The sequence below is a fragment of the Bradyrhizobium sp. WYCCWR 12699 genome, from assembly GCF_032144035.1.
Lineage (GTDB): Bacteria > Pseudomonadota > Alphaproteobacteria > Rhizobiales > Xanthobacteraceae > Bradyrhizobium.
The window spans coordinates 1,116,117-1,137,715 of sequence record NZ_JAVTJN010000039.1 but is presented as its reverse complement, the minus strand read 5'-3'; the positions used below and the strand labels follow the sequence as shown (position 1 = coordinate 1,137,715).

Annotated in this window: 20 protein-coding genes; 16 read left to right on the top strand and 4 right to left on the bottom strand. The window is 64.6% G+C overall.

Going from position 1 to position 21,599, the window contains the following annotated elements; genetic code table 11:
• Positions 1-79: 79 nt before the first annotated feature.
• From RPS27_RS35980 to RPS27_RS35965, 4 genes are all read left to right on the top strand, one after another.
• Positions 80-1,795, top strand: a complete 1,716-nt coding sequence (locus RPS27_RS35980; RefSeq protein ID WP_194406937.1) for an IlvD/Edd family dehydratase — start codon at positions 80-82, stop codon at positions 1,793-1,795.
• Between the two features lie 57 nt (positions 1,796-1,852).
• Positions 1,853-2,860, top strand: coding sequence for a TRAP transporter substrate-binding protein (locus RPS27_RS35975; RefSeq protein ID WP_212065346.1), 1,008 nt, complete (start codon positions 1,853-1,855; stop codon positions 2,858-2,860).
• A 154-nt stretch (positions 2,861-3,014) separates the two neighbouring features.
• Positions 3,015-3,593, top strand: coding sequence for a TRAP transporter small permease (locus tag RPS27_RS35970; RefSeq protein ID WP_212065345.1), 579 nt, complete (start codon positions 3,015-3,017; stop codon positions 3,591-3,593).
• Positions 3,590-4,930: a TRAP transporter large permease gene (locus RPS27_RS35965; protein ID WP_194406940.1), complete on the top strand. Its 1,341-nt coding sequence runs from the start codon at positions 3,590-3,592 to the stop codon at positions 4,928-4,930. The genes RPS27_RS35970 and RPS27_RS35965 overlap by 4 nt, the downstream gene beginning before the upstream one ends.
• A 3-nt stretch (positions 4,931-4,933) precedes the next feature.
• On the opposite strand, the gene RPS27_RS35960 is transcribed toward RPS27_RS35965, so the two are convergent.
• On the bottom strand, positions 4,934-5,728 hold the full coding sequence (locus RPS27_RS35960) for an enoyl-CoA hydratase/isomerase family protein (protein WP_212065344.1): 795 nt from the start codon (positions 5,726-5,728) through the stop codon (positions 4,934-4,936).
• A 227-nt stretch (positions 5,729-5,955) separates the two neighbouring features.
• Between RPS27_RS35960 and RPS27_RS35955 the strand changes: the two genes are divergently transcribed.
• Complete coding sequence (locus RPS27_RS35955; RefSeq protein ID WP_313755005.1) at positions 5,956-7,176, top strand: NAD(P)/FAD-dependent oxidoreductase; 1,221 nt, start codon at positions 5,956-5,958, stop codon at positions 7,174-7,176.
• Here the strand turns inward: RPS27_RS35955 and rbsK are convergent, their stop codons facing one another.
• Positions 7,177-8,094 carry a ribokinase gene (gene rbsK / locus RPS27_RS35950; RefSeq protein ID WP_212065342.1) on the bottom strand — a complete coding sequence of 306 codons (918 nt, stop codon included), beginning with the start codon at positions 8,092-8,094 and terminating at the stop codon, positions 7,177-7,179. It abuts the gene before it with no gap.
• Positions 8,095-8,112: 18 nt separating this feature from the next.
• Complete coding sequence (locus RPS27_RS35945; protein WP_211417825.1) at positions 8,113-9,006, bottom strand: sugar kinase; 894 nt, start codon at positions 9,004-9,006, stop codon at positions 8,113-8,115.
• Positions 9,007-9,230: 224 nt separating this feature from the next.
• Between RPS27_RS35945 and RPS27_RS35940 the strand changes: the two genes are divergently transcribed.
• From RPS27_RS35940 to RPS27_RS35900, 9 genes are all read left to right on the top strand, one after another.
• Entirely contained in the window at positions 9,231-10,079 is an 849-nt protein-coding gene (locus tag RPS27_RS35940) for a VOC family protein (RefSeq protein WP_313755004.1), read from the top strand.
• Positions 10,080-10,293: 214 nt separating this feature from the next.
• Entirely contained in the window at positions 10,294-11,001 is a 708-nt protein-coding gene (locus RPS27_RS35935; protein ID WP_211417823.1) for a TetR/AcrR family transcriptional regulator, read from the top strand.
• Between the two features lie 398 nt (positions 11,002-11,399).
• Complete coding sequence (locus RPS27_RS35930) at positions 11,400-12,209, top strand: ABC transporter permease (protein ID WP_194406947.1); 810 nt, start codon at positions 11,400-11,402, stop codon at positions 12,207-12,209.
• Between the two features lie 51 nt (positions 12,210-12,260).
• Positions 12,261-13,253 carry an ABC transporter substrate-binding protein gene (locus RPS27_RS35925; protein ID WP_212065340.1) on the top strand — a complete coding sequence of 331 codons (993 nt, stop codon included), beginning with the start codon at positions 12,261-12,263 and terminating at the stop codon, positions 13,251-13,253.
• A 59-nt stretch (positions 13,254-13,312) separates the two neighbouring features.
• Positions 13,313-14,155: an ABC transporter ATP-binding protein gene (locus RPS27_RS35920; RefSeq protein WP_211417821.1), complete on the top strand. Its 843-nt coding sequence runs from the start codon at positions 13,313-13,315 to the stop codon at positions 14,153-14,155.
• Between the two features lie 203 nt (positions 14,156-14,358).
• Entirely contained in the window at positions 14,359-15,756 is a 1,398-nt protein-coding gene (locus RPS27_RS35915; RefSeq protein ID WP_212065339.1) for a hypothetical protein, read from the top strand.
• Positions 15,753-16,904, top strand: coding sequence for a Gfo/Idh/MocA family oxidoreductase (locus RPS27_RS35910; RefSeq protein WP_313755003.1), 1,152 nt, complete (start codon positions 15,753-15,755; stop codon positions 16,902-16,904). Before RPS27_RS35915 ends, RPS27_RS35910 begins: the two co-directional genes overlap by 4 nt.
• Positions 16,905-16,914: 10 nt before the next feature.
• Complete coding sequence (locus RPS27_RS35905) at positions 16,915-18,105, top strand: dihydrodipicolinate synthase family protein (protein ID WP_212065337.1); 1,191 nt, start codon at positions 16,915-16,917, stop codon at positions 18,103-18,105.
• The gene (locus RPS27_RS35900) at positions 18,105-18,968 is read left to right on the top strand and encodes a sugar phosphate isomerase/epimerase (protein ID WP_212065336.1); all 864 of its coding nucleotides are present in this window, start codon (positions 18,105-18,107) and stop codon (positions 18,966-18,968) included. The genes RPS27_RS35905 and RPS27_RS35900 overlap by 1 nt, the downstream gene beginning before the upstream one ends.
• A 99-nt stretch (positions 18,969-19,067) precedes the next feature.
• Here RPS27_RS35900 and RPS27_RS35895 read toward each other — a convergent pair whose 3' ends face one another.
• Positions 19,068-20,288 (bottom strand): cytochrome P450, encoded by a 1,221-nt coding sequence (locus RPS27_RS35895; RefSeq protein ID WP_212065335.1) that lies wholly within the window; start codon positions 20,286-20,288, stop codon positions 19,068-19,070.
• A gap of 104 nt (positions 20,289-20,392) precedes the next feature.
• Between RPS27_RS35895 and RPS27_RS35890 the strand changes: the two genes are divergently transcribed.
• A complete protein-coding gene (locus RPS27_RS35890) occupies positions 20,393-20,947 on the top strand; it encodes a thiamine pyrophosphate-binding protein (protein WP_212065334.1) in 555 nt (184 codons plus the stop codon).
• On the top strand, positions 20,944-21,534 hold the full coding sequence (locus tag RPS27_RS35885; protein WP_212065333.1) for a thiamine pyrophosphate-dependent enzyme: 591 nt from the start codon (positions 20,944-20,946) through the stop codon (positions 21,532-21,534). Before RPS27_RS35890 ends, RPS27_RS35885 begins: the two co-directional genes overlap by 4 nt.
• The last annotated feature ends 65 nt before the right edge of the window (positions 21,535-21,599 follow it).

The window sequence follows — 21,599 nt, the reverse complement described above, 5'->3', positions numbered from 1 at the left end:
AAAATGCGACAATATGGACCAATCTTATTGACAATCAGGACGCAGGCTGTACCACAATGGCAAATTGAGGAGTGGCATGATGACGAGTGGGTTGCGCAAGGGTCTGACGAGCTATGGCGACGCCGGCTTCTCGCTGTTCCTGCGCAAGGCGTTCATCAAGGCCATGGGCTATTCCGACGACGCGCTGGAGCGCCCCATCGTCGGCATCACCAACACCTATAGCGACTACAATCCCTGCCATGGCAACGTTCCGCAGATCATCGAAGCCGCCAAGCGCGGCGTGATGCTGTCGGGCGCGATGCCGTTCGTGTTCCCGACCATCTCGATCGCCGAGAGCTTTGCGCATCCGACCTCGATGTACCTGCGCAATCTGATGGCGATGGACACCGAGGAGATGATCCGCGCCCAGCCGATGGATTCGGTCATCGTGATCGGCGGCTGTGACAAGACGCTGCCGGCGCAGGTCATGGCCGCCATCAGCGCCGACCTGCCGACCGTAGTCATTCCGGTCGGCCCCATGGTGGTCGGCCATCACAAGGGCGAAGTGCTGGGGGCCTGCACCGACTGCCGCCGTCTCTGGGCCAAATACCGCGCCGGCGAAATGGACGATTCCGAGATCGAGGCGGTGAACGGGCGTCTGGCGCCGTCGGTCGGCACCTGCATGGTGATGGGCACCGCCTCGACCATGGCCTGCATGATCGAAGCCATGGGCCTGTCGCTGCCGATGAGCGCGACGATTCCCGCGCCGCATGCCGAGCGTTTCCGTCTTGCCGAGGCCAGCGGCAAGGTCGCCGCCGAGATGGCCAAGACCAAGGGGCCGAAGCCGAGCGAGCTGCTGACACCGGCGTCTTTCAAGAACGCGCAGGTGGTGCTTCAGGCCATCGGCGGCTCGACCAACGGCCTGATCCATCTCACCGCGATGGCGCATCGCTCGCCGCACCGGCTCGATCTCGGAGTGTTCGACCAGATCGGCCGCGAGGTGCCGGTGCTGGTCGATCTCAAGCCGTCGGGCGAGCACTACATGGAGCATTTCCATCACGCCGGCGGCGTACCAAAACTGCTGGCGCAGCTCGGCGACCTCGTCGATCTCGATGCCAGGACGATCTCGGGCCAGACGCTGCGCGATGTCGTCGCCAATGCCGAGGACGTGCCGGGACAGGACGCCATCCGCTCGCGCGACAATCCGATCAAAAAGGAAGGCGGCCTCGCCGTGTTGCACGGCAACCTTGCGCCGCGCGGCGCCGTCATCAAGCAATCGGCTGCAAGCCCCAAGCTGCTCAAGCATACCGGCCGCGCGGTGGTGTTCGAATCCGTCGAGGACATGACCTTGCGCGTCGACGATCCCGATCTCGATGTCACCGCCGACGACGTGCTGGTGCTGCGCAATGCCGGCCCGAAGGGCGCGCCTGGCATGCCGGAGGCGGGCTATCTGCCGATCCCGAAGAAGCTCGCGCGCGGCGGCACCAAGGACATGGTGCGCATTTCGGACGCGCGCATGAGCGGCACGGCGTTCGGCACCATCGTGCTGCACATCACCCCGGAATCCGCCGTAGGCGGGCCGCTGGCACTGGTGCAGAACGGCGACATGATCAGCCTGGACGTGGCCAAGCGCAGCATCGAGCTGCTGGTCGACGCGGCCGAGCTGGAGCGGCGCCGTGCTGCGCTAAAGCCGGCTGCGGCGCCGGAGGAAGCACGCCGCGGCTACGCCTGGCTGTTCAACGAGACCATCATGCAGGCCGACGAGGGCTGCGATTTCGATTTCATGCAGAGGACTGGGAAGACCGAGACGAGCTGACCGAACGACGAACGCTCAGACCGCTTAAAGCGGCGGGCGATACAACAGGGGGAAACGATGATTGCACGATCCATGCCGAGATTCTTCCATGGGTTGACGGCCGCGGCCGCCATGCTTGTCGTCACCGGAGCGGGGGCACAGGAGGTGAAGCATTATCGCTTCGCCTATGACCAGCCGCGCAATACCGGCTATTCCATCGCGGGTGACCTGTTTGCCGAGAAGCTCAAGGAATTGAGCAAGGGCACCATGATCATCGATCAATATCCCGGTGCACAGCTCGGGCAGGAGCCACAAGTGCTCCAGCTCGTGAAAGCCGGCGACGTCGAATTCTCGATCATCTCCTCCGCCAACACGGCAACGATCTCGCCGCAGGCGGGCGTGATGTCGCTGCATTATCTGTTCCGTGACGAGAACCACGTCGTCAAGGGGCTGGCCGATCCCCGCGTGTTCGAAGCGCTCAAGACCATGATCGACGAGACCACGCAGGGCCTGCATGTGATCGCGACCGGCTCGCAGGGCGTGCGCCACATGTACGCCAGGAAAGAGATCCGCAACGTGGGCGACATCAAGGGCGCGAAGATCCGCGTGCAGGCGACCGCAACCGAGGACACCATGTTCCCGGCCTATGGCGCCCAGACCGTGCACATGCCGTTCGGCAGCGTCTACACCAGCTTGCAGACCGGTGTCGTCGACGTCGCCGAGAACAGCATCAACGTCTATCTCGTCAACAAGCACTACGAAGTTGCGCCGGTCCTCAACATCACCGAGCACGAGGCCAACAACGCGCTGGTGTTCATCTCCGACAAGCTCTGGCAGAGCCTGTCTGCCGAGCAGAAGGGTTGGGTGCAGGCCGCGGCCAACGAGGTCAGCACCAAGGAGCCGCAGAAGGCGTTCGACCTCGAGCGCAGCGCGGCCGAGAAGCTGAAGAAGATGGGCGTGAAGATCGTCGACAACGTCGACAAGAAGAGCTTCACGGCGATCGCCGATCCCTATCTCGACCAGCTCGCCAAGGAGCTCGGCCCGCACGCCGAGAAGATCAAGGATTTGATCCGGTCGATCAACTGACCGCCCAGAAGGTCGTCATGCCCGGGCAGAAGCGCGAAGCGCGTCTTCGCGCCAGGTGTCCCGGGCATCCACGTTCTTCCTTCGAGTCCGCGCCGAGTGCGTGGATGGCCGGGACAAGCCCGGCCATGACGGAAAGCCGCAGCCGGGAACAATCATGGCCATCGCCGACAAACTGCTCGTGCAACGCCAACGCCATCTCAAATGGCGCGCGCTCGACTGGCTCGAGCTTGCGCTGATGATCCTCTGCGGCGTGCTGTGCTTCGGCTTCTCGCTGTCGGTCACCGCCGACATCGTCACCCGCACCATCGGTCATCCCTGGCTTTGGCTGCAGGAGGTGACCTCGACGCTGTTCATCTATGCGATCTTCGTCGGCGCGGCCGCGGCGACGCGCCGCAACGACCATCTCTATCTCACCGCGATCTCCGAGGCGATGCACGGTACCTCGCGGCTGATCGTCGAGGTGATCATCCGCATCGTGGTGCTCGGCGTCGCCTTCTGCCTCGTCTGGTACGGCTATCAGAATTATCTGCGCGGCTTCGGCAGCTTTCGGCTGCCGTCGGGCACGCCGATCGCCTCGCTCTATGCGATCATTCCGTTGTCGGGCGTGCTGATCGGCTTGTTCACCATCGAGCAGCTCGTCAACGGCCTGCGCAACGGCTTTGACCATCCCGAGCCGCCCGAGGAGGACGGAACGCCTATCGTCACCGACGCGCAGGCGAGGGCTCAGCTATGAGCGCACCTGTTGTCCTGACCTTGATGACGTTCTGCTTCCTGTTCTTCGGCTATCTGGGCGTGCCCGTGCCGTTCTCGCTGATGGCGGGCGTCTTCGTCGGCGCGCTGCTGTCGGATGTTTCGCTCGCCGCGATCATCCAGAAGATCTTCGACGGCGTGGACTCCGAAGCGCTGCTGGCAATCCCGTTCTTCCTGTTGGTCGGCGAGCTCATGAGCTCCGCCAACGTCGTTGTGCGAATAGCCAATCTCTCGGTATCGCTGGTCGGCCATATCAGGGGCGGGCTGTCGCAAGTCGTGGTCGTCTTCAGCATGTTCTTCTCGGAGATGTCGGGCTCGACCACCGCCGACGTCGCCGTGATGAGCCGCGCGCTGGGCGGCCCGATGAAGCGCGAGGGCTATGAGCCCGCCTTCATCGCCGCCATCATTGCCTCGGCCTCGACGATTGCCGCTTTGGTGCCGCCGAGCATCACCGCCGTCGTCTATGGCGCCGTCGGCAATGTCTCGATCGCCGGCCTGTTCATGGCCGGCGTCGTGCCCGGCCTGATGATCGGCTTCGGTCTGATGATCTATTGCTATTTCTTCGGCCCCTCGGGCCTGCGCAAGCCCCGCGCGCCGCTGCGACAGGTGGTGTTCGCGGCTGGCGATGCGGCGCTGCCGCTGATGATCCCGGTGATCCTGCTCGGCGGCATCCTGACGGGCTGGTTCACCCCGACGGAGGCCGGCGTCGTTGCCGTCGTCTGGATCATTCTGGTGGTCATCCCCGCGCTCAACCGCGGACACATCAAGAAGATCCCTTACGATTTCTGCCTGGCCGGCCTGATCTTCTCGCTGCCGCTGATCACCATCGGCGCCGCCAATGCCTTCGGCTGGATGCTCGCGTATCTGCGCGGGGCGACCTATATCGCCGAGTGGATCACCTCGATCGCCGGCACCGACCCGCACCTGATCATGCTTTTGATGGTGCTGCTGTTCACCATCGTCGGCGACTTCATCGAGCCGGTGCCCACCATCATCATCTTCATGCCGCTGGTCAACGCGCTGACGGAAGCGGGCGACATCAACGCCGTGCACATGGGCGTAGTGCTGATCGCGACGCTCGCCTTCGGCCTGATCACGCCGCCTTACGGGCTGGTGCTGCTGATGGGCTCGAAATTCGTCGGCGTCAGCTTCGCCAAGGCGCTGCGCGCGGCATTGCCGATCTATGTCGTGTTCCTGGCGACGATCGCGTTCGCGATCTATTTCCCGAGCGTGGTGTTGTGGCTGCCGCGGCACGTGCTGCCGGAGTCGGTCGGCTGCTTCAAGTCGCCGGCGGGGACGGGCTATATCTGTCCGCAATAGGCGCTACTTGCCCTTGCTGGTGAACTTCTTCACGGCGGTGCGGAAGTCTTCCGTGTTCATCGCCATGATGATCTTGTGCTCCTCGGCATCGAGCTGCTGTTTCACCGGTGTGGTGGCGGCCTGATACACCAGGGACTTGGTGCCTGATATCGCGGCCGGCGGGTTCTGCGCGAGCCGCTCGGCGAGCTGCCGCGTCGCCGCCTTCAATTCCCCGGCGGGAACGACCTTGGCCACCAGGCCCCATTCATGGGCCTGCCGTGCGGTAAAATTGTCCTCGGCAAGGAAGATCTGCAGCGCCCGGCGCGAGCCGACCGTGCCGACGATTCCGACCGTCGAGCCGCCGTCCGGCGATACCCCGATCTTGGCATAGGCCGGCGTGAACTTGGCATCGTCGGCGGCGATGCAGAGATCGGTGACGAAGGCGAGGCCCATGCCGGCACCGGCGGCCGAGCCGTGCACGCTCGACACCGAGATTTTCGGCATGCGCCTGATGATCTCGATGAAGGCATGATAGTGCTTCAACAGCTCGCCGACGACCGGTGTCACGGTGCCGGCCTCGGCGGCCGCACCGATCGTCTGCAGATCGCCGCCGGCCGAGAAGGCGCGGCCTTCGCCCTCGATCACCAGGACCTTGATGGCGTCGTCGCCTTCGATATAGGCGGCGAGCTGCTCGAGCTTCTGCGCAATCGCAAGGTTGATCGAGTTGAACGCGGCGGGGCGGTTGAGCGTGATGGTCGCGATCGGGCCGTCGACCTTGAGCAAGGCGGGATCGTCGGGCTGGGAGATGGGAGCTGGCATCTGGATATCCCCGGCATGAGGTGGCTGGCAGCGACTAAATCGCAGATGGGCGGGGGAGACAATCCCCGCGCTGCGCCCTTGCACTGGGCGGAACGATAGGCTCAAATGGACCCGCCTTTTCCAAGGGACGGACACGAGCGCCGGCTCCTCGTAAGGTCAGCAACCAAAATCAGCGAGAGAGGAGACGGCATGGGTCACGCTCGTGTCTTCCGGAAATGGGCTGTCCGATGAGCGACGGTCCGGTGATCATCGTCGGTGCCGGCCATGGCGGCTACCAGGTCGCGGCATCCCTGCGGCAGGCGGGCTTTGCAGGCCGCATCTGCCTGATCAACGACGAGGCGCATCTGCCCTATCAGCGGCCGCCTTTGTCCAAGGCCTACATCAAGGGCTCGGCCGGTCCCGAGAGCCTGATGTTCCGGCCCGAAAAATTCTACCAGGACCAGAAGATCGAGCTGATCGCCGGCCGGGCGGCGTCGATCGACCGCGCGGCGCGGAAAGTTCATCTCGCTTCGGGCGAGACGCTTGGCTACGGCCACCTCGTGCTGGCGACGGGCGCGCGCAACCGGCTGCTCGATCTGCCCAATGCCAATCTGCCCGACGTGAAATATCTGCGCATCCTCGACGAGAGCGAGGCGTTGCGGGCGATCATGCCGTCGAAGACGCGCGCCGTGATCATCGGTGCCGGCTTCATCGGCCTCGAATTCGCGGCGACCGCGCGGATCAAGGGCCTCGAGGTCGACGTGCTCGAGCTCGCGCCGCGCGTGATGGCGCGCGCGGTGACGCCGGAGGTGTCGGAGTATTTCCAGGAGCGGCATCGCGCGGCAGGCATCCGCATCCATCTCGGCGTGCAGGCGACCTCGATTGAGGCCGAGAACGGCAAGGTCACCGGCGTGTCCTTGAGCGACGGACGGCATCTGCCGGCCGACCTCGTCGTGGTCGGCGTCGGCGTGCTGCCGAACATCGAGCTCGCGGCGGAGGCGGGCTTGCCGGTCGCAGCCGGCATCATCGTCGACGAATATCTTGCAACGGCCGATCCTGACATCTCCGCGATCGGCGATTGCGCGCTGTTCGCGAGTCCCAGATTCGGCGGATCGCTGCGGCTGGAATCGGTGCAGAACGCTACCGATCACGCCCGCTGTCTCGCCGCGCGGCTGACCGGCGACAAGAAACCGTATGACGGCCATCCCTGGTTCTGGAGCGACCAGGGCGACGACAAGCTGCAGATCGCAGGCCTCACCACCGGCTACGACCACGTCGTGCTGCGCGGCAGCCCTGCCAACAAGGCGTTCTCGGCGTTCTGCTACAAGGGCGACAGGCTGCTCGGCATCGAATCGATCAACCGCGCCGGCGATCACATGTTCGGCCGCCGCTTGCAGGCCATGGACCGCTCGATCACGCCGGAGCAGGCAGCGAACGAAAGTTTTGATCTGAAGAGCGCGCTGGCGTGATCAACCAGCGGCGAGAACAGCTTCAACCTCCGCGGCCGTCGGCATCGACGGCCCCGCGCCCATGCGCTGCACGCTGATCGACGCCGCTGCGTTGGCGAAGGCGAGGGCGGCGCGCAGAGGCACGCTGTCAGCCAGTTGCGCCGCCAGCGCGCCGACAAAGCAGTCGCCGGCGCCGGTGGTGTCGACCGCCTTCACGACGCGCCCGGGCACCGAAAACTCTTCGCGCCCGGCCAGCGCGAGCACGCCGCGCTTGCCGAGCGTGATGCAGATGGTCTGGTCCTCGCGCGCCTGAAGTTGTCGTGCGACGTCGATGATCCGTTTGGCAGTATCGTCTTCGGACAGCTCCATGCCGGCGAGGAAGCCGAGCTCGGTCTCGTTCAGCACGAGGATGTCGACCAGCGCGAGCAGCTCATCGGACATTTTTTGCGCCGGCGCCGGGTTGAGCACGGTGACGACGCCGGCCTCGCGCGCCCGGTGGAAGAACGCGGCGATCGTCGGCAGCGGAATCTCGAACTGGCTGACCGCGACATCGCCCTTCAGGAGCGGCACGACGCTGACGTCTTCAGCGCTCACCAGCGCGTTGGCGCCGGGAATGACGACGATCGTGTTGTCGGCCTCGGCGACCGTGATGATCGCGGTGCCGCTGTGGGCCTCCGCATTCTCCTTGAGATAGCCGAGGTCGATGCCCTGGTCGCCGAGGAAGGCTTTCAGCTCGGCCCCGAAGGCATCCTTGCCCAGCCGGCCGATCAGCGTGGTCCCGGCGCCGAGCCGAGACGCCGCCACCGCCTGGTTCGCGCCCTTGCCGCCCGGAAAATATAGCACCTGCCGGCCGGCGACGGTCTCGCCGACGCGGGGATGGCGATCGGCCGTCGCCACCACATCCATGTTGATGCTGCCGGCGACAAAGACGCGCCCCATGGGAAACCTCGGCGAACGCTAGACTCTGACCTCGAACTCGTGCCTGACCTTGGCGATGTCGACCAGTGTCGGCAGACCGGCCTCGTTGCCGAGGCGCTGGATCTTGTAGGTCGAGGCGGCACGCGCGAAATCGAAATGCTCGCGCCAGCTTTTGCCGGGGTGGGCGAGGTAGGAATAGACATAGGCGCCGTGGAAGACGTCGCCAGCACCGTTGGTGTCGATCACCCGCTCGCGCGGGATCGGCATCGCCGGCATCACCTGCACCGTTCCGGTTTCGTCGAACCAGAGCAGGCCCTTCTCGCCCATGGTGACGCCACCGATCTTGCAACCGCGGCTCTTGAGATAGTCGAGCATTTTCTCCGGCGTCAGGTCCATCTGTTCGCACAGGCGCTCGGCGACGATCGCGACGTCGATGAATTCCAGCAGCTCATGGGTGTTGGTGCGCAGGCCGCCGCCGTCGAGCGAGGTCAGGATGCCGGCCTCGCGGCACACCTTGGCATAATGGATCGCGGCGTCCGGCTGGTGGCCGTCGACATGCAGCGCGCGGCAGCCGCCGAGATTGAGCATCGGGAAGGGATGGATGTGCTCGTCGTCGCGGCAGCGCACGATGGCGCGCTTGCCGTCCTTGGGCATGATGAAGGACAGCGAGGACTGGTTGACCTTCCGCCCGTGCAGCGAGATCGCGTATTTCGCACACATGTCCTGGAACATGCGTCCCAGCCAGTCATTGGCCGCGGTGGCGATGAGATCGGGGACGATGCCGAGCTTGGCGCAGCAGAACGCCGCCGTCACCGCATTGCCGCCGAAGGAGACGGCGTAGTCCGAGGCTACGTGCTTCTCGTCGCCGGTCGGCATGTGGTCGGTGATGAAGACGACGTCGATATAGGTCTGTCCGATGAAGAGAGCCTGCATTGCTTGTCCGTCATGCGCTTGTGGTCCCGGCCGGTACGCCTACTGTAGCACCGGTTCCGCTCCGGCGGGACGCTGAAATTATTCGCAAATCTGCCGCCCGAAGCGCTTGAGGTCAGCATGGTCAGGGAATACGACCATCACCGGGCAATGCCAAGCCCGGACAAACGCCGTGTTTCTGCCCGGGGGTTCCAGAGCCCTGAACGGGGCGATCAAGAGGGGGAAAGATGATCACCGGCCTCGATCATGTCGTCGTTCTAGTGAGGGACATCGGGGCGGCAAAGGCGGCCTACCAGACGCTGCTGGCCCGTGCGCCGTCTTGGCAGAATTCGGGTGAGGGCGCCGACCGCGTGCTGTTCACCCTCGCAAACATGACGATCGAGTTGATGGCGCCCAGCGGCTTCAGCGTGACGGCGGATCGCATGCGCGCGCTGCTGGACGACCAGGAGGGCGTGCTCGCCAGCCTGTGCTTTCGTGTCGCGGACATGAGCCGGATGCACCGGCGGCTGGAGCGGGTGGCCTTGAATCCGGATCCGGTCGCCGAGGTCGAAAGCAGCGATACGGAAACAGGCAATGTCCTGCATTGGAAGCGTACACGCGCCGCCACGGAACTCACGCGCGGTGTGCGCATGTTCTTCCTCGAGCTCGCCGACGAGCGGCCGCTCTCCCTCGCGACCGACATCGCGCCGATCGACGCGCTCGACCACGTCGTGGTCACCACCGAGGATTCCGAACGTGCCGCCGCGCTCTACGGCGCGCGGCTCGGCCTCGATCTGGCGCTCGACCGCTCGCACCAGGATTGGGGCCAGCTGATGTTCTTCCGCTGCGGCGACCTCATCGTCGAGGTGGTTCGCCGGCCCGTCGCCGGCAGCGACCTCGCGCATGACCGTCTCTGGGGCCTGAGCTGGCGCGTCTCCGACATCGACGCCACCCGCGCCCGCCTGATCGCCGCCGGCCTCGACGTCACCGAAGTCCGCAAAGGCCGCAAGCCGGGGACGCGGATCATGACGGTGCGGAACGGCACTTGCGGGATACAGACGGTGCTGCTCGAGCGCTCGCCAAAGCCGGTCGAGTGAGGGACCTCACTCTCGTGTCCCGGACGCGCTGCAACGCTCTTGGCGTTGCTGCGCAGAGCCGGGACCCATCTCTCCACGAATCCGCTGCAACATGGGCCCCGGCTCTGCAGCGCACCGCTGAAGAAGCGCTGCGCTGCGTCCGGGGCACGAGATCGTTCTCAAACGCTCGCCCGCGTGTTACAGCTGACGAGAGACCACCCAGCGAGCACACGGTTTGGCGAAGGCAAAGCGAACTCTGAAATGGCAGCGTGACCCCGAGGGGATGCGGCTGCGCATTCTCGAAGCCGCCAAGCAGGAGTTCTCCGCCCATGGTCTCGCCGGTGCGCGGGTCGACCGCATTGCGGCCAAGGCCGGCGCCAACAAGCGCATGCTGTACTATCACGTCGGCAACAAGGACGAGCTCTATCTCGCGGTGCTCGAAGGCGCCTACGACAAGATCCGCAGCGAGGAGCGCGGGCTCGATCTCGAACATCTCGATCCGCCCGAAGCGATCAGGCGCCTGATCGAGTTCACCTGGAATTACTTCCTGCGCAATCCCGAATTCCTGTCGCTGCTCCAGACCGAAAACCTCGCGCGCGCCAAGCATCTGAAGAAGTCGACCAAGGTCAAGTCGATGCACTCGCCCTTCGTCGAGATGATCCGCACCGTGGTGCGGCGCGGCGTCGACAGCGGCGACTTCCAGGTCGCGGTCGACCCGGTGCAGCTCTACATCTCGATCGCCGGGCTCTGTTTCTTCTATCTCTCCAACTCGGCGACGCTCAGCGTGATCTTCGGCCGGGATCTCCTGGACAAGAAGGCCAAGGACGAGCGGCTGGCGCACATGGTGGGCCTGGTGCTGGCCGCGCTGACCGGGCAGTCCGTCGCCCTGTTCGAGATCGCGAAGGCGCCGAAGTCGCGCACCGCGGTGGCGCAGACGGTCTAGCGACGTTCCGTTGCCACTCTCTCCGCGCTCATCGCCCGACTTGATCGGGCGATCCAGTATTCCAGAGGCGGTTGTGATTGAGCCGAGAAGCCGGGCGTACTGGATTCCCCGCCTTCGCGGGGAATGACGCCGAGGGTGGGGCGCTCTCATGCCCCGGACGCAGCGCAGCACGCTAGTGATGCGCTGCAGAGCCGTGGCCCATTCATCCACGGAGCGTGACCGCTGGGTCCCGGCTCTGCCCAGCAGCGTGTCACGCTGCTGCGCGTCCGGGACATAGGCGCGACCGTCCCGCCACCCCAACGGAACCCGCCGCAAAACGTCACGGGGAAAGCGCTGGACAGTATTTATCCAACGGGTTAATTTCTCCCCACAACGAAGAAGACTGCCGGGAGTGAAAATTGGCCGAGCCGAAGCCGCAAAACGCTGTTTCCAAGATGCTGAATGCAGCCTGGGTTCGGCCGTTCTTGTTCCTGGTCTTCATCGTCGTTGCCTGGGATCTCGCGATCCGTCTGTTCAGGATCCCTGCCTACCAGATCCCGTCGCCGCTCGATGTCGTCGCCGTGCTGCGGACCGAATGGCCGGAGCTGCTGCGCCAGTCCTGGCCGACCACCTACGCGACCGTCTGCGGCTTCCTGCTGTCGGCGCTGTTCGGCATTCCCGTCGCGATGCTGATCGCGGGTTCGAAGACGGTGGAGAGCTACGTCTATCCGCTGCTGGTGTTCTCGCAATCCGTGCCGAAGATTGCGATCGCGCCGCTGTTCGTGGTCTGGTTCGGCTTCGGCATCATTCCCAAGGTGATTTCGGCGTTCCTGCTCGGCTTCTTCCCGGTGGTCGTCTCCGCCGTGCAAGGCTTCAAATCGGTCGACCCTGACATGGTCGATCTCGCCCGCGCCATGCAGGGCAGCCGCTTCCAGGTGTTTTGCGCGGTGAACCTGCCGCACGCGCTGCCGGCGATCTTCTCAGGGCTGAAAGTGTCGGTGACGCTCGCCGTGGTCGGTGCCGTCGTCGGCGAGTTCGTCGGCTCCAATTCCGGCATCGGCTACGTCATGCAGCGCTCGATCGGCACGTTCGACCTGCCGACGATGTTCGCAGCGCTCGTGATCCTCGCTCTGCTCGGCGTGGTCCTGTTCTGGATCGTCGACCGCATCGAGAAGCTGGTGATTCCTTGGCATGTCAGCCAGCGCGAGGACGTGATTTTCGCCTCTTAACTTAAGCAACGGCTGTCAACGGCTGAAACATAACGACAAGGGAGAGTGACGATGAAGCGTTTGATTGGGGCTGCGTCAGCGGCGCTGATGCTGTTCGCGGCCATGCCCGCGCAGGCAGCCGACAAGGTCGTGCTGATGCTGAACTGGTACGTCTATGGCGAGCACGCGCCGTTCTATTACGGCAAGGCCAAGGGCATCTATGCCGCCGAGGGCATCGACCTCGAGATCCAGGAAGGCCGCGGCTCGGCTGCGACCACGCAGGCCGTCGCGGCGAAGACCGCCGATTTCGGCTATGTCGACGTGCCCACCATGATGCGCGCGGCGATCAAGGGCGCGCCCGTGGTCGCGACCGGTGTGCTGCTGCAGACCTCACCGATGTCCGCCATGGGCTTCGTCGACAAGAACATCAGGACGCCCGAGGACATCAAGGGTAAGACGGTGGCGATCACGCCCGCGGATTCCATGACCCAGATCTGGCCGCTGTTCCTGAAGAAGACCGGCCTGAAGGAGAGCGACTTCCAGACGGTTGCCGGCGACGGCCAGACCAAGCTCAATGCCGTCATCAACGGCCAGGCTGATCTGCTGCTCGGCTATGTCATGGATCAGTCCATGAAGATCAAGGACGCCACCGGCAAGGACGTTTATCCGATCAAGTTCGCCGACTACGGCATCAACATGGTTTCCTCCGGAATCATCGCCAACACCGATTACGTGAAGGCCAATGCCGACCTCGTCCGCCGCTTCATGTCGGCGACGACCAAGGCTGTCGAGGCCGCCGAGAAGGAGCCGAAGGCGGCAGCGCAATCGATCCTCGATGCCAACCCCAAGGGCGGCAAGATCGACACGCTGACGCAAGGTTTCGAACTGACCATCCCGCTCTACCGGACTGCGGAGACCAAGACCAAGCGGCCTTTCCAGGTCACCGATCAGAACATGACGGAAACGGTCAATCTGCTGGTTGAATATGGCGGGCTGGATGCCAAGGCCAAGGACAACCCGAAGGCCTTCTACACCAATGATTACCTGCCGAAGAGCGGCTCGTGAGCGATGATTTTCCGCTGTCGTCCCTGCGTTCGCAGGGACGACAATTGGAGAGAGGTGAGATGAACCCAGCGACCAAGCCAATCGATATGCAACCGTCCGCCCATCTGCGCCTGGTGTCAGACCGTGCGGGCGATGCCTCGGGCATCAAACTATCAGGCGTGTCCAAGACCTACCGGACGCGCGACGGCGACGTGCCGTCGCTGCGGCCGCTCGACTTCCACATCAATGACGGTGAGTTCTTCGTCGTGGTCGGCCCCTCCGGCTGCGGCAAGTCCACGCTGCTCAAGCTGATCTCGGGATTGCTGCCGCCGACGTCGGGCGAGATCCTGGTCGAAGGCGAGAAGGTGACGACGCCGCACGGCAACGTCGGCATCGTCTTCCAGAACGCGTTGCTGCTGCCCTGGCGCAACATCCTGAGCAACGTGATGTTGCCGATCGACATGAAGCGACTGCCGCGGCAGGAATACCTCGATCGCGCCAAGTCACTGTTGAAGCTGGTCGGGCTCGAAGGCTTCGAGAAGAAGCTGCCCTGGCAGCTCTCCGGCGGCATGCAGCAGCGCGCTTCGATCTGCCGAGCGCTGGTGCACGATCCCAGGATCATGCTGATGGACGAGCCATTCGGCGCGCTCGATGCGCTGACGCGCGAGCGCATGAACGTCGAGCTAATGCGAATCCAGCGCGAGACGAAGAAGACCGTGCTGCTGATCACGCATTCGATTCCGGAAGCCGTGTTCCTCGCCGACCGCGTGCTGGTCATGACCGAGCGCCCCGGCGCAATCGCCGCGATCTACGACGTGCCGCTGCCGCGCCCGCGCTCGCTCGACGTGATGGCCGACCCTGTGTTCACCGAACTCGTGCAGCGCATTCGCAAGCATTTCTTCTCGCAAGGGGCGTTGGATTAGAGTGGTCATCGGATTCTCATTGATCGCCTCAAGCGCGGTGCGCTCCCTCCCCCGCCTGCGGGGGAGAGTTGGGGAGAGGGTGTCTCCACTCGCGAGAACCCCCCGGAAGAGAAAGCCCTCACCCGGCGCTTTGCGCCGACCTCTCCCGCAAGCGGGAGAGGTGCACTGCCGCCTGAGCTGCATCTCGGGAAAGAACTAACACCATGGCGCCGCGCCTGAAGCTGCGAGACATCGCCTTCTTCGAACGTCCCGTGCATCTCGCGCGGCCGTTCCGCTTCGGCGCCATCACGCTTCACGCGACGCCGCAGCTGTTCGTGCGGGTCGAGATCGAGGTCGAGGGCAGGGGCGTTGAGGTCGGCGCCAGCGCCGAGTTGCTGGTGCCGAAATGGTTCGACAAGCGGCCGGAGTTGTCTCCGGCGGAGACGGTCGATGGCTTGCGGCGGTCGCTGGACATCGCGCGCGGTCTCTATCTGGCGCGGACCGGGTTCCATACCGCGTTCGATCTGCATGCCTCATGCATCGGTGCCCAAGTCGCGACCTGCGCGAAGAAGAACATTCCAGCGCTCGCTGCGGCTTATGGTCCCGCGGAAATCGACAAGGCGATCCTCGATGCGCTCTTGCGCGCCGTCGGGACGAGCTTCTTCGACGGGATGGCTGGCAACATCGCAGCCATCGACGCGCGGCTTTCGCCTGATCTGAACGATGCGGATCTCACGGCTTTTCTCACCGGCCGCAAGCCGCTGCCGCGCGTTGCCATCAGGCATACCGTCGGCCTCGACGATACCGTCGAAGGCGAGGGTGGTGTTGCCGACGCCCGCGAGAACGGCGGTGCGAATTATTTCAAGCTGAAGCTGTCGGGCGATCCCACAGCGGATGCGGTGCGGCTGGCGCGGATCGGCAAGGAGCTCGATACGCTCGGGCGCGACTGCAAGGTGACGCTCGACGCGAACGAGCAGTACGCCGATCTCGCCGCGCTGGGCGCGCTGATGGGCCGGCTCGATCACGACGTCGACCTTCGATCGATTGCATCGCGGCTGCTCTATGTCGAGCAGCCGATGCCGCGCGATATCACGCGGCAATCCCCGCTCGGCGCTCTAGCCGCCCGCGGTTTCATCGTCGACGAAGCGGACGATTCCTACGATGCCTTCCCGGCGGCGCGGGCGCTCGGCTATCGCGGCATCTCCTCGAAGTCCTGCAAGGGCCTCTACAAATCCATCGTCAATGCAACGCGCGCAGCGAAGTGGAGCGGGAAAGGCGAGCAGTTCTTCGTCTCCGGCGAGGATCTCACATGCCAGGCCGGCCTTGCCGTGCAGCAGGACCTCGCGCTCGGCGCGTTTATCGGCGTCACCCACGCCGAGCGCAACGGCCATCATTATGTCGATGGCTTCGGTGAAACGCCTCTCGCCGAAGCCCAGGCCTTTGTCACCTCGCATCCCGATCTCTACGCCGATGCCGGGCAGGGCATCCGCCTCTCCATTCACGACGGCGATCTCCTGACGGGATCGCTCCATGCTGCGGGCTTTGCGACGTCGGTCCATCCGGACTGGTCGGCGCTCAGCCCGCTCGAACAGCCAAAATCACCTAGGGAGCAATTGGCATGACCACCCAACGCCTCGGTCTCATCATGAACGGCGTCACCGGCCGCATGGGGCTCAACCAGCATTTGATCCGCTCGATCGTCGCGATCCGCGAGCAGGGCGGGGTGCGCCTGAAGAACGGCGACCGCGTCATGCCGGATCCGATCCTGGTTGGCCGCAGCGCCGAGAAGGTCGAGGCGCTTGCCAAGCGTTACAACATCACGCGCTGGACCACCGACCTCGATGCCGCGCTCGCCGACAAGAACGACACCATGTTCTTTGACGCCGCGACCACGCAGGCGCGGCCGGGACTGCTGACCCAGGCCATCAATGCCGGCAAGCACGTCTATTGCGAGAAGCCGATCGCGACGAATTTCGACGAGGCGCTCGAGGTCGTGAAGCTTGCGAACGCCAAGGGCGTCAAGCACGGCACGGTGCAGGACAAGCTGTTCCTGCCCGGCCTGAAGAAGATCGCTTTCCTGCGCGACTCCGGCTTCTTCGGCCGCATCCTCTCGGTGCGCGGCGAGTTCGGCTATTGGGTGTTCGAAGGCGGCTGGCAGGAGGCGCAGCGGCCGTCCTGGAACTACCGCGACGAGGACGGCGGCGGCATCATTCTCGACATGGTCTGCCACTGGCGCTATGTGCTCGACAATCTGTTCGGCAATGTCCAGAGCGTAAGCTGCATCGGCAATACCGACATTCCCGAGCGCTATGACGAACAGGGCAAGAAGTACAAGGCGACCGCGGACGATTCCGCCTACGCGACGTTCCAGCTCGAAGGCGGCATCATCGCCCACATCAACATGTCCTGGGTGACGCGCGTCTATCGCGACGACCTCGTCACCTTCCAGGTTGACGGCACGCTCGGCTCGGCGGTCGCGGGCCTCTCCGACTGCATGATCCAGGCGCGGCAGGCGACCCCGAGGCCGGTGTGGAATCCCGACGAGAAGCGGCTGCATGATTTCTACGGCGACTGGCAGAAGCTGCCCGACAATGTCGCCTACGACAACGGCTTCAAGGAGCAGTGGGAGATGTTCATCCGCCACGTCTACGAGGATGCCCCCTACAAGTTCACGCTGCTCGAAGGCGTCAAGGGCGTGCAACTCGCCGAATGCGCGCTGAAGAGCTGGAAGGAGCGGCGCTGGATCGACGTCGCGCCAATCAAGGCCTGAGGAGGGACACATGAACAAGCCCGTCCAACCCATGTCGTCGTTGTCTCTGAAGCTGCCGAAGGCCGATCGCTCGATCGAGACCTACCGGTTAGCTGCCTCGCGCACGTTTCCCGCAAAGCTCGAGGGGCCGCTGAACCGTATCGCGTTCTCCGCGGTGCATACCGTGGCCGATCCCTTCGCGGACAATGATCCCTGGCTGTCGGTTGCCGTCGACTGGGACAAGACCATCGCCTTTCGCGAACACGTCTGGGACCTCGGCCTCGGCGTCGCCGAAGCGATGGACACCGCGCAGCGCGGCATGGGGCTGGATTGGCCGACCTCGCTGGAGCTGATCACGCGCTCGGTCGGCGCCGCCAAGCGGCGCAACGCGCTGGTGTTCTCGGGCGCCGGCACCGATCATCTCGCGGTCGAGGACGCCAGGAGCCTCGATGATGTGATCCGCGCCTATGAGGAGCAGATTTCGGCCGTCGAGAAGGTCGGTGGCCGCATCATCCTGATGGCGTCGCGCGCGCTGGCGAAGCTCGGCCGCAACGCCGACGACTACGCCAAGGTCTATGACCGCGTGCTGTCGCAAGTCCGCGAGCCCGTGATCATCCATTGGCTCGGCGACATGTTCGATCCCGCGCTGTCAGGATATTGGGGTACCAAAGACCTCGACAAGGCGATGGACACGGCCGTCGCCATCATCAACGGCAACGCCGCCAAGGTTGACGGCGTCAAGGTCTCGCTGCTCGACAAGCAGCGCGAGATCGACATGCGCCGTCGTCTCGACAAGCGCATCAAGATGTATACCGGCGATGACTTCAACTATGCTGAGCTGATCGCCGGCGACAGCGAAGGCTTTTCGCACGCGCTGCTCGGCATCTTCGATGCCATCGCGCCGGCGGCGTCCTATGCGCTGTCGCGGTTAGCTGCTGGCGACGAGGCCGGCTTCCACGACGTGCTGGGGCCGACCGTGCCCCTGTCGCGCCACATCTTCAAGGCGCCGACGCGCTTCTACAAGACCGGCGTCGTGTTCATGGCGTATCTCAACGGCCACCAGGATCACTTCACCATGGTCGGGGGACAGGAGAGCACGCGCTCCACGCTGCATCTCGCCGAGCTGTTCCGTCTGGCCGACAAGGCCGGCCTGCTCGCCAATCCTGAACTCGCGACGCAGCGGATGAAGACCGTGCTCGCTACCCACGGTATCGAATCCTGATGCGCGATTTCTCGTCCGACCATCGCTGGCTGTCGCTGAACACGGCGACCGTCCGCAAGCAGGGTGACCTCGTCGAGATCATCGAGGCCTGTGCCAGGCACGGCATCCGCGCCATCGATCCCTGGCGCGACCAGGTTGCATCCGTCGGTCTGGAGCGGGCCGCGCGCGCGGTGCGGGATGCCGGTCTCGAATTGTCAGGCTATTGCCGCGGCGGCATGTTCACCTCGGATGCATCGCGCCGGAGCGAAGTGCGCGACGACAACAGGCGCTGCGTCGACGAAGCCAAGGCGCTGGGTGCGCCCTGCATCGTTCTCGTCGTCGGCGGCCTGCCGCAATATTCGCGGCCGGGCAGCGAGGCGTCGAAGGATATCGCGGCAGCGCGCGGGCAGGTCGAGGAGGCGCTGGCCGACATGCTCGACTATGCCAAACAGGCAAAGCTGCCGCTGGCGATCGAGCCGCTGCATCCGGCCTACGCGGCCGACCGTGCTTGCGTGAACACGACAAAGCAGGCGCTCGATATCTGCGACCGGCTCGACCCCGGCCGCACCGGCATGCTCGGCGTCGCGCTCGACGTCTATCACATCTGGTGGGACCCCGAGCTGATGAGCCAGATCGCGCGCGCCGGCCAGGATCGCCTGCTCGCCTTCCACGTCTGCGACTGGCTGGTGCCGACCAGGGACATCCTCAACGACCGCGGCATGATGGGTGACGGCGTCATCGACATCAAATCAGTGCGTGCTGCGGTCGAGGCGCAGGGCTTTGCCGGCTATTCCGAGATCGAGATCTTCTCCAACGACTGGTGGGGCAAGCCGATGGACGAGGTGCTCAGCACCTGCATCACCAGGCACAAGACGGTGGTGTAGGTAATTCGACACCGTGCGCCTGCTCGTCTGATTGACGAGATGAATCAGAGGGTTGGCTACTTTGCATGGGGTTGTTTTCGCAATTTTTGTTTTGGCGCCTCAGCCGATCGAGCAGGGCACGCTCAAAAAGCCGCGAAACCGCACCCGGCCGCCGCGCACTGGCTGTCCGCTCACGGCATAGTTCGGGAAGCGCGCCAGGAAGCGTGAGATCGCGATCGCGCCTTCCAGCCGCGCCAGCGCCATGCCCGCGCATTGATGCGCGCCGGTGGCAAAGGCGAGGTGCCGGTTTGGCGTGCGCGCGATGTCGAAGCGCTCAGGATCGGGGAACTGCGCGGGATCGCGGTTGGCCGCGCCGATGCACAGCGTCACCGAGGTGCCGGCTTCGAGCATGACGCCGCCGAGCTCGACGCGCTCGGTTGTCATGCGGTTGCCGAGCTGGTTCGAGCTCTCGTAGCGCAGCATCTCCTCGACGGCCGTCTTGATCAGGTCCGGCTGGTTGATCAGGCGCTGCTTCTGGTCGGGATTGCGGTCCAGCGCGACGAGGCCGTTGCCGATCAGGTTGGTCGTGGTCTCGTGGCCGGCATTGAGCAGGAAGATGCAATTGTGCAGCAACTCCTTCTCGGTCAGCCGCTCGCCATTCTCCTCGCCCTGGATGAGCCGCGTCAGCACGTCACGCTCGGCATTGCCCGGCTTCGCACGCCGGCGCGCCACCAGCGTTTCGAGATAGGCCAGGAAATCCGTCACCGCCTTGTTGCCGCGCGCGGCGGCTTCAGGCGAGACCACAGGTTCGAGCGCCCCGAGGATCGCCAGCGACCAGTCGCGCAGCGGCCCGCGTTCCTCATGAGGCACGTCGAGCAGATTGCCGATCACCTCGATCGGAATCGAGGCTGCGAAGTCCTCGATCAGCTCGCACGCGCCCTTGGTTGCGATGGCGTCGAGCAGGCCGTCGACCAGCTTGATGAGATCGCCCTCCATCCCAGCAATCGCACGCGGTGACAGCGCCCCCATGATGAGGCGCCGCACGCGCGTGTGCGCCGGCGGATCGTTGAAGACGAGGCTGGTGGTGTGGTGCTCGTAGAGCGGGGTGTCGCCGTATTTCGGGGCGAACTCGCGCTTCTTGTCCGAGCTGAACGACTTCGTGTTCTTGTAGGTCGTGACGAGATCGTCGTAGCGGGTCAGAAACACGGTGCCATTCGGCAGGCGCTTGACCGGCTCGTTCTCCCGCAGTGCACGATAGGTCGGATAGGGGTTGTCGTAGAACTCGGGCGTCAGCTTCTCGAGGTCGAAGCTTGCCGCCAGCTCCTTCGCATCTGCGTTCATCCCGTTATACTCGCCGGTTAAAGCCGATATGCCATTTTTGTTGTTCGGTCGACGCGAGCATGCGTCTACAGTCTTCGAACACTGCTAGCCGACCGGACAGGAAAATGCACGCGCGCGCTGACGCTCCCGACACGGCCCCAGAATCAAGCGTTCTTTGGCCCGATGATATCTTTGCAACCCTGCAACGCTTCGACGTCCGCCAGGTGCCTTATGTGCCTGACGCAGGCCATTCGAAGCTGATCAACCGCGTGCTGGCCTCACCGACGATGCGCGGCATTCCCCTGACGACGGAGGAGGAGGGTGTTGCGCTCCTCGCCGGCGCCTGGACCGGCGGGCAGCGCGGCGTGCTGCTGATGCAGTCGAGCGGCGTCGGCAATTGCATCAACATGCTGTCGCTGATCCCGATCTTGCGCTTTCCGCTCCTCACCCTCGTGACCATGCGCGGCGAGTGGGGCGAGTTCAATCCGTGGCAGGTGCCGATGGGATCGACCACCCAGGGCGTGTTCGAGCTCTCGGGCGTCCAGGTGCTGCGCGCCTCGCACGCGGCCGAGGTGCCGGCCGTGTTGGAGGCTGCTGCATCGCAGGCCTACAACGCGCTGACGCCCACCGCTGTCCTCCTGTCGCAGCGCCTGATCGGCGCCAAGGTTTTCACCAAATGAGCAAGGCCAATCTCCTCGACCGCCGGCAGGTGGTCTCCACGCTGCTTGCGAACCGCAAGGACGTCGTCGCGATCGGCGGCCTCGGGGCCTCCACCAACGACATGTGCGCGGCCGGCGACCACGCCCGTAACTTCTACCTCTGGGGCGGCATGGGCGGCGCTGCGATGATCGGGCTCGGCCTCGCACTGGCGCAGCCGAAGCTGCCGGTCTTGGTCATCACCGGCGACGGCGAGATGCTGATGGGCCTGGGCAGCTTTGCCACCATCGGCCTGCAGAAGCCGTCCAACCTGTCGATCGCGGTGCTCGATAACGAGGCCTATGGCGAGACGGGCGGGCAGACCAGCCACACTTCGGCGGCCGCCGATCTCGTCGGCGTCGCCCGCGCCTGCGGCATCAATGACAGCCGTTCTGTCACGACCATGGCCGAGGTCGAGGCCTTCGCCGAAGCCGTCCATGACGTCTCGGCCGGGCCGCGCTTTGCCAATATCAAGATCGGCAGCGCCGAGCTGGAGCGGATTTTGCCAAGCCGGGACGGGACTTACATCCTCAACCGGATCCGCGGCGACCTCGGCTTCCAGCCGATCTAGGGCGGGCCTGTCCCTTCCGGTGGCGCCTAGGGCCTGCATGCGACCCGAGCGGGCGGGATCAATTT

Excerpts from the sequence above, each read along its gene's own strand:
- RPS27_RS35920 (WP_211417821.1), top strand. The coding sequence starts at position 13,313 with ATGAACCCAGCGACCAAGCCAATCGATATGCAACCGTCCGCCCATCTG.
- RPS27_RS35960 (WP_212065344.1), bottom strand. The coding sequence starts at position 5,728 with ATGCCAGCTCCCATCTCCCAGCCCGACGATCCCGCCTTGCTCAAGGTC.
- RPS27_RS35980 (WP_194406937.1), top strand. The coding sequence starts at position 80 with ATGACGAGTGGGTTGCGCAAGGGTCTGACGAGCTATGGCGACGCCGGC.
- RPS27_RS35940 (WP_313755004.1), top strand. The coding sequence starts at position 9,231 with ATGATCACCGGCCTCGATCATGTCGTCGTTCTAGTGAGGGACATCGGG.
- RPS27_RS35970 (WP_212065345.1), top strand. The coding sequence starts at position 3,015 with ATGGCCATCGCCGACAAACTGCTCGTGCAACGCCAACGCCATCTCAAA.
- RPS27_RS35925 (WP_212065340.1), top strand. The coding sequence starts at position 12,261 with ATGAAGCGTTTGATTGGGGCTGCGTCAGCGGCGCTGATGCTGTTCGCG.
- RPS27_RS35895 (WP_212065335.1), bottom strand. The coding sequence starts at position 20,288 with ATGAACGCAGATGCGAAGGAGCTGGCGGCAAGCTTCGACCTCGAGAAG.
- RPS27_RS35915 (WP_212065339.1), top strand. The coding sequence starts at position 14,359 with ATGGCGCCGCGCCTGAAGCTGCGAGACATCGCCTTCTTCGAACGTCCC.
- RPS27_RS35905 (WP_212065337.1), top strand. The coding sequence starts at position 16,915 with ATGAACAAGCCCGTCCAACCCATGTCGTCGTTGTCTCTGAAGCTGCCG.
- RPS27_RS35945 (WP_211417825.1), bottom strand. The coding sequence starts at position 9,006 with ATGCAGGCTCTCTTCATCGGACAGACCTATATCGACGTCGTCTTCATC.
- RPS27_RS35965 (WP_194406940.1), top strand. The coding sequence starts at position 3,590 with ATGAGCGCACCTGTTGTCCTGACCTTGATGACGTTCTGCTTCCTGTTC.
- rbsK (WP_212065342.1), bottom strand. The coding sequence starts at position 8,094 with ATGGGGCGCGTCTTTGTCGCCGGCAGCATCAACATGGATGTGGTGGCG.
- RPS27_RS35955 (WP_313755005.1), top strand. The coding sequence starts at position 5,956 with ATGAGCGACGGTCCGGTGATCATCGTCGGTGCCGGCCATGGCGGCTAC.
- RPS27_RS35890 (WP_212065334.1), top strand. The coding sequence starts at position 20,393 with ATGCACGCGCGCGCTGACGCTCCCGACACGGCCCCAGAATCAAGCGTT.
- RPS27_RS35975 (WP_212065346.1), top strand. The coding sequence starts at position 1,853 with ATGATTGCACGATCCATGCCGAGATTCTTCCATGGGTTGACGGCCGCG.
- RPS27_RS35910 (WP_313755003.1), top strand. The coding sequence starts at position 15,753 with ATGACCACCCAACGCCTCGGTCTCATCATGAACGGCGTCACCGGCCGC.
- RPS27_RS35885 (WP_212065333.1), top strand. The coding sequence starts at position 20,944 with ATGAGCAAGGCCAATCTCCTCGACCGCCGGCAGGTGGTCTCCACGCTG.
- RPS27_RS35900 (WP_212065336.1), top strand. The coding sequence starts at position 18,105 with ATGCGCGATTTCTCGTCCGACCATCGCTGGCTGTCGCTGAACACGGCG.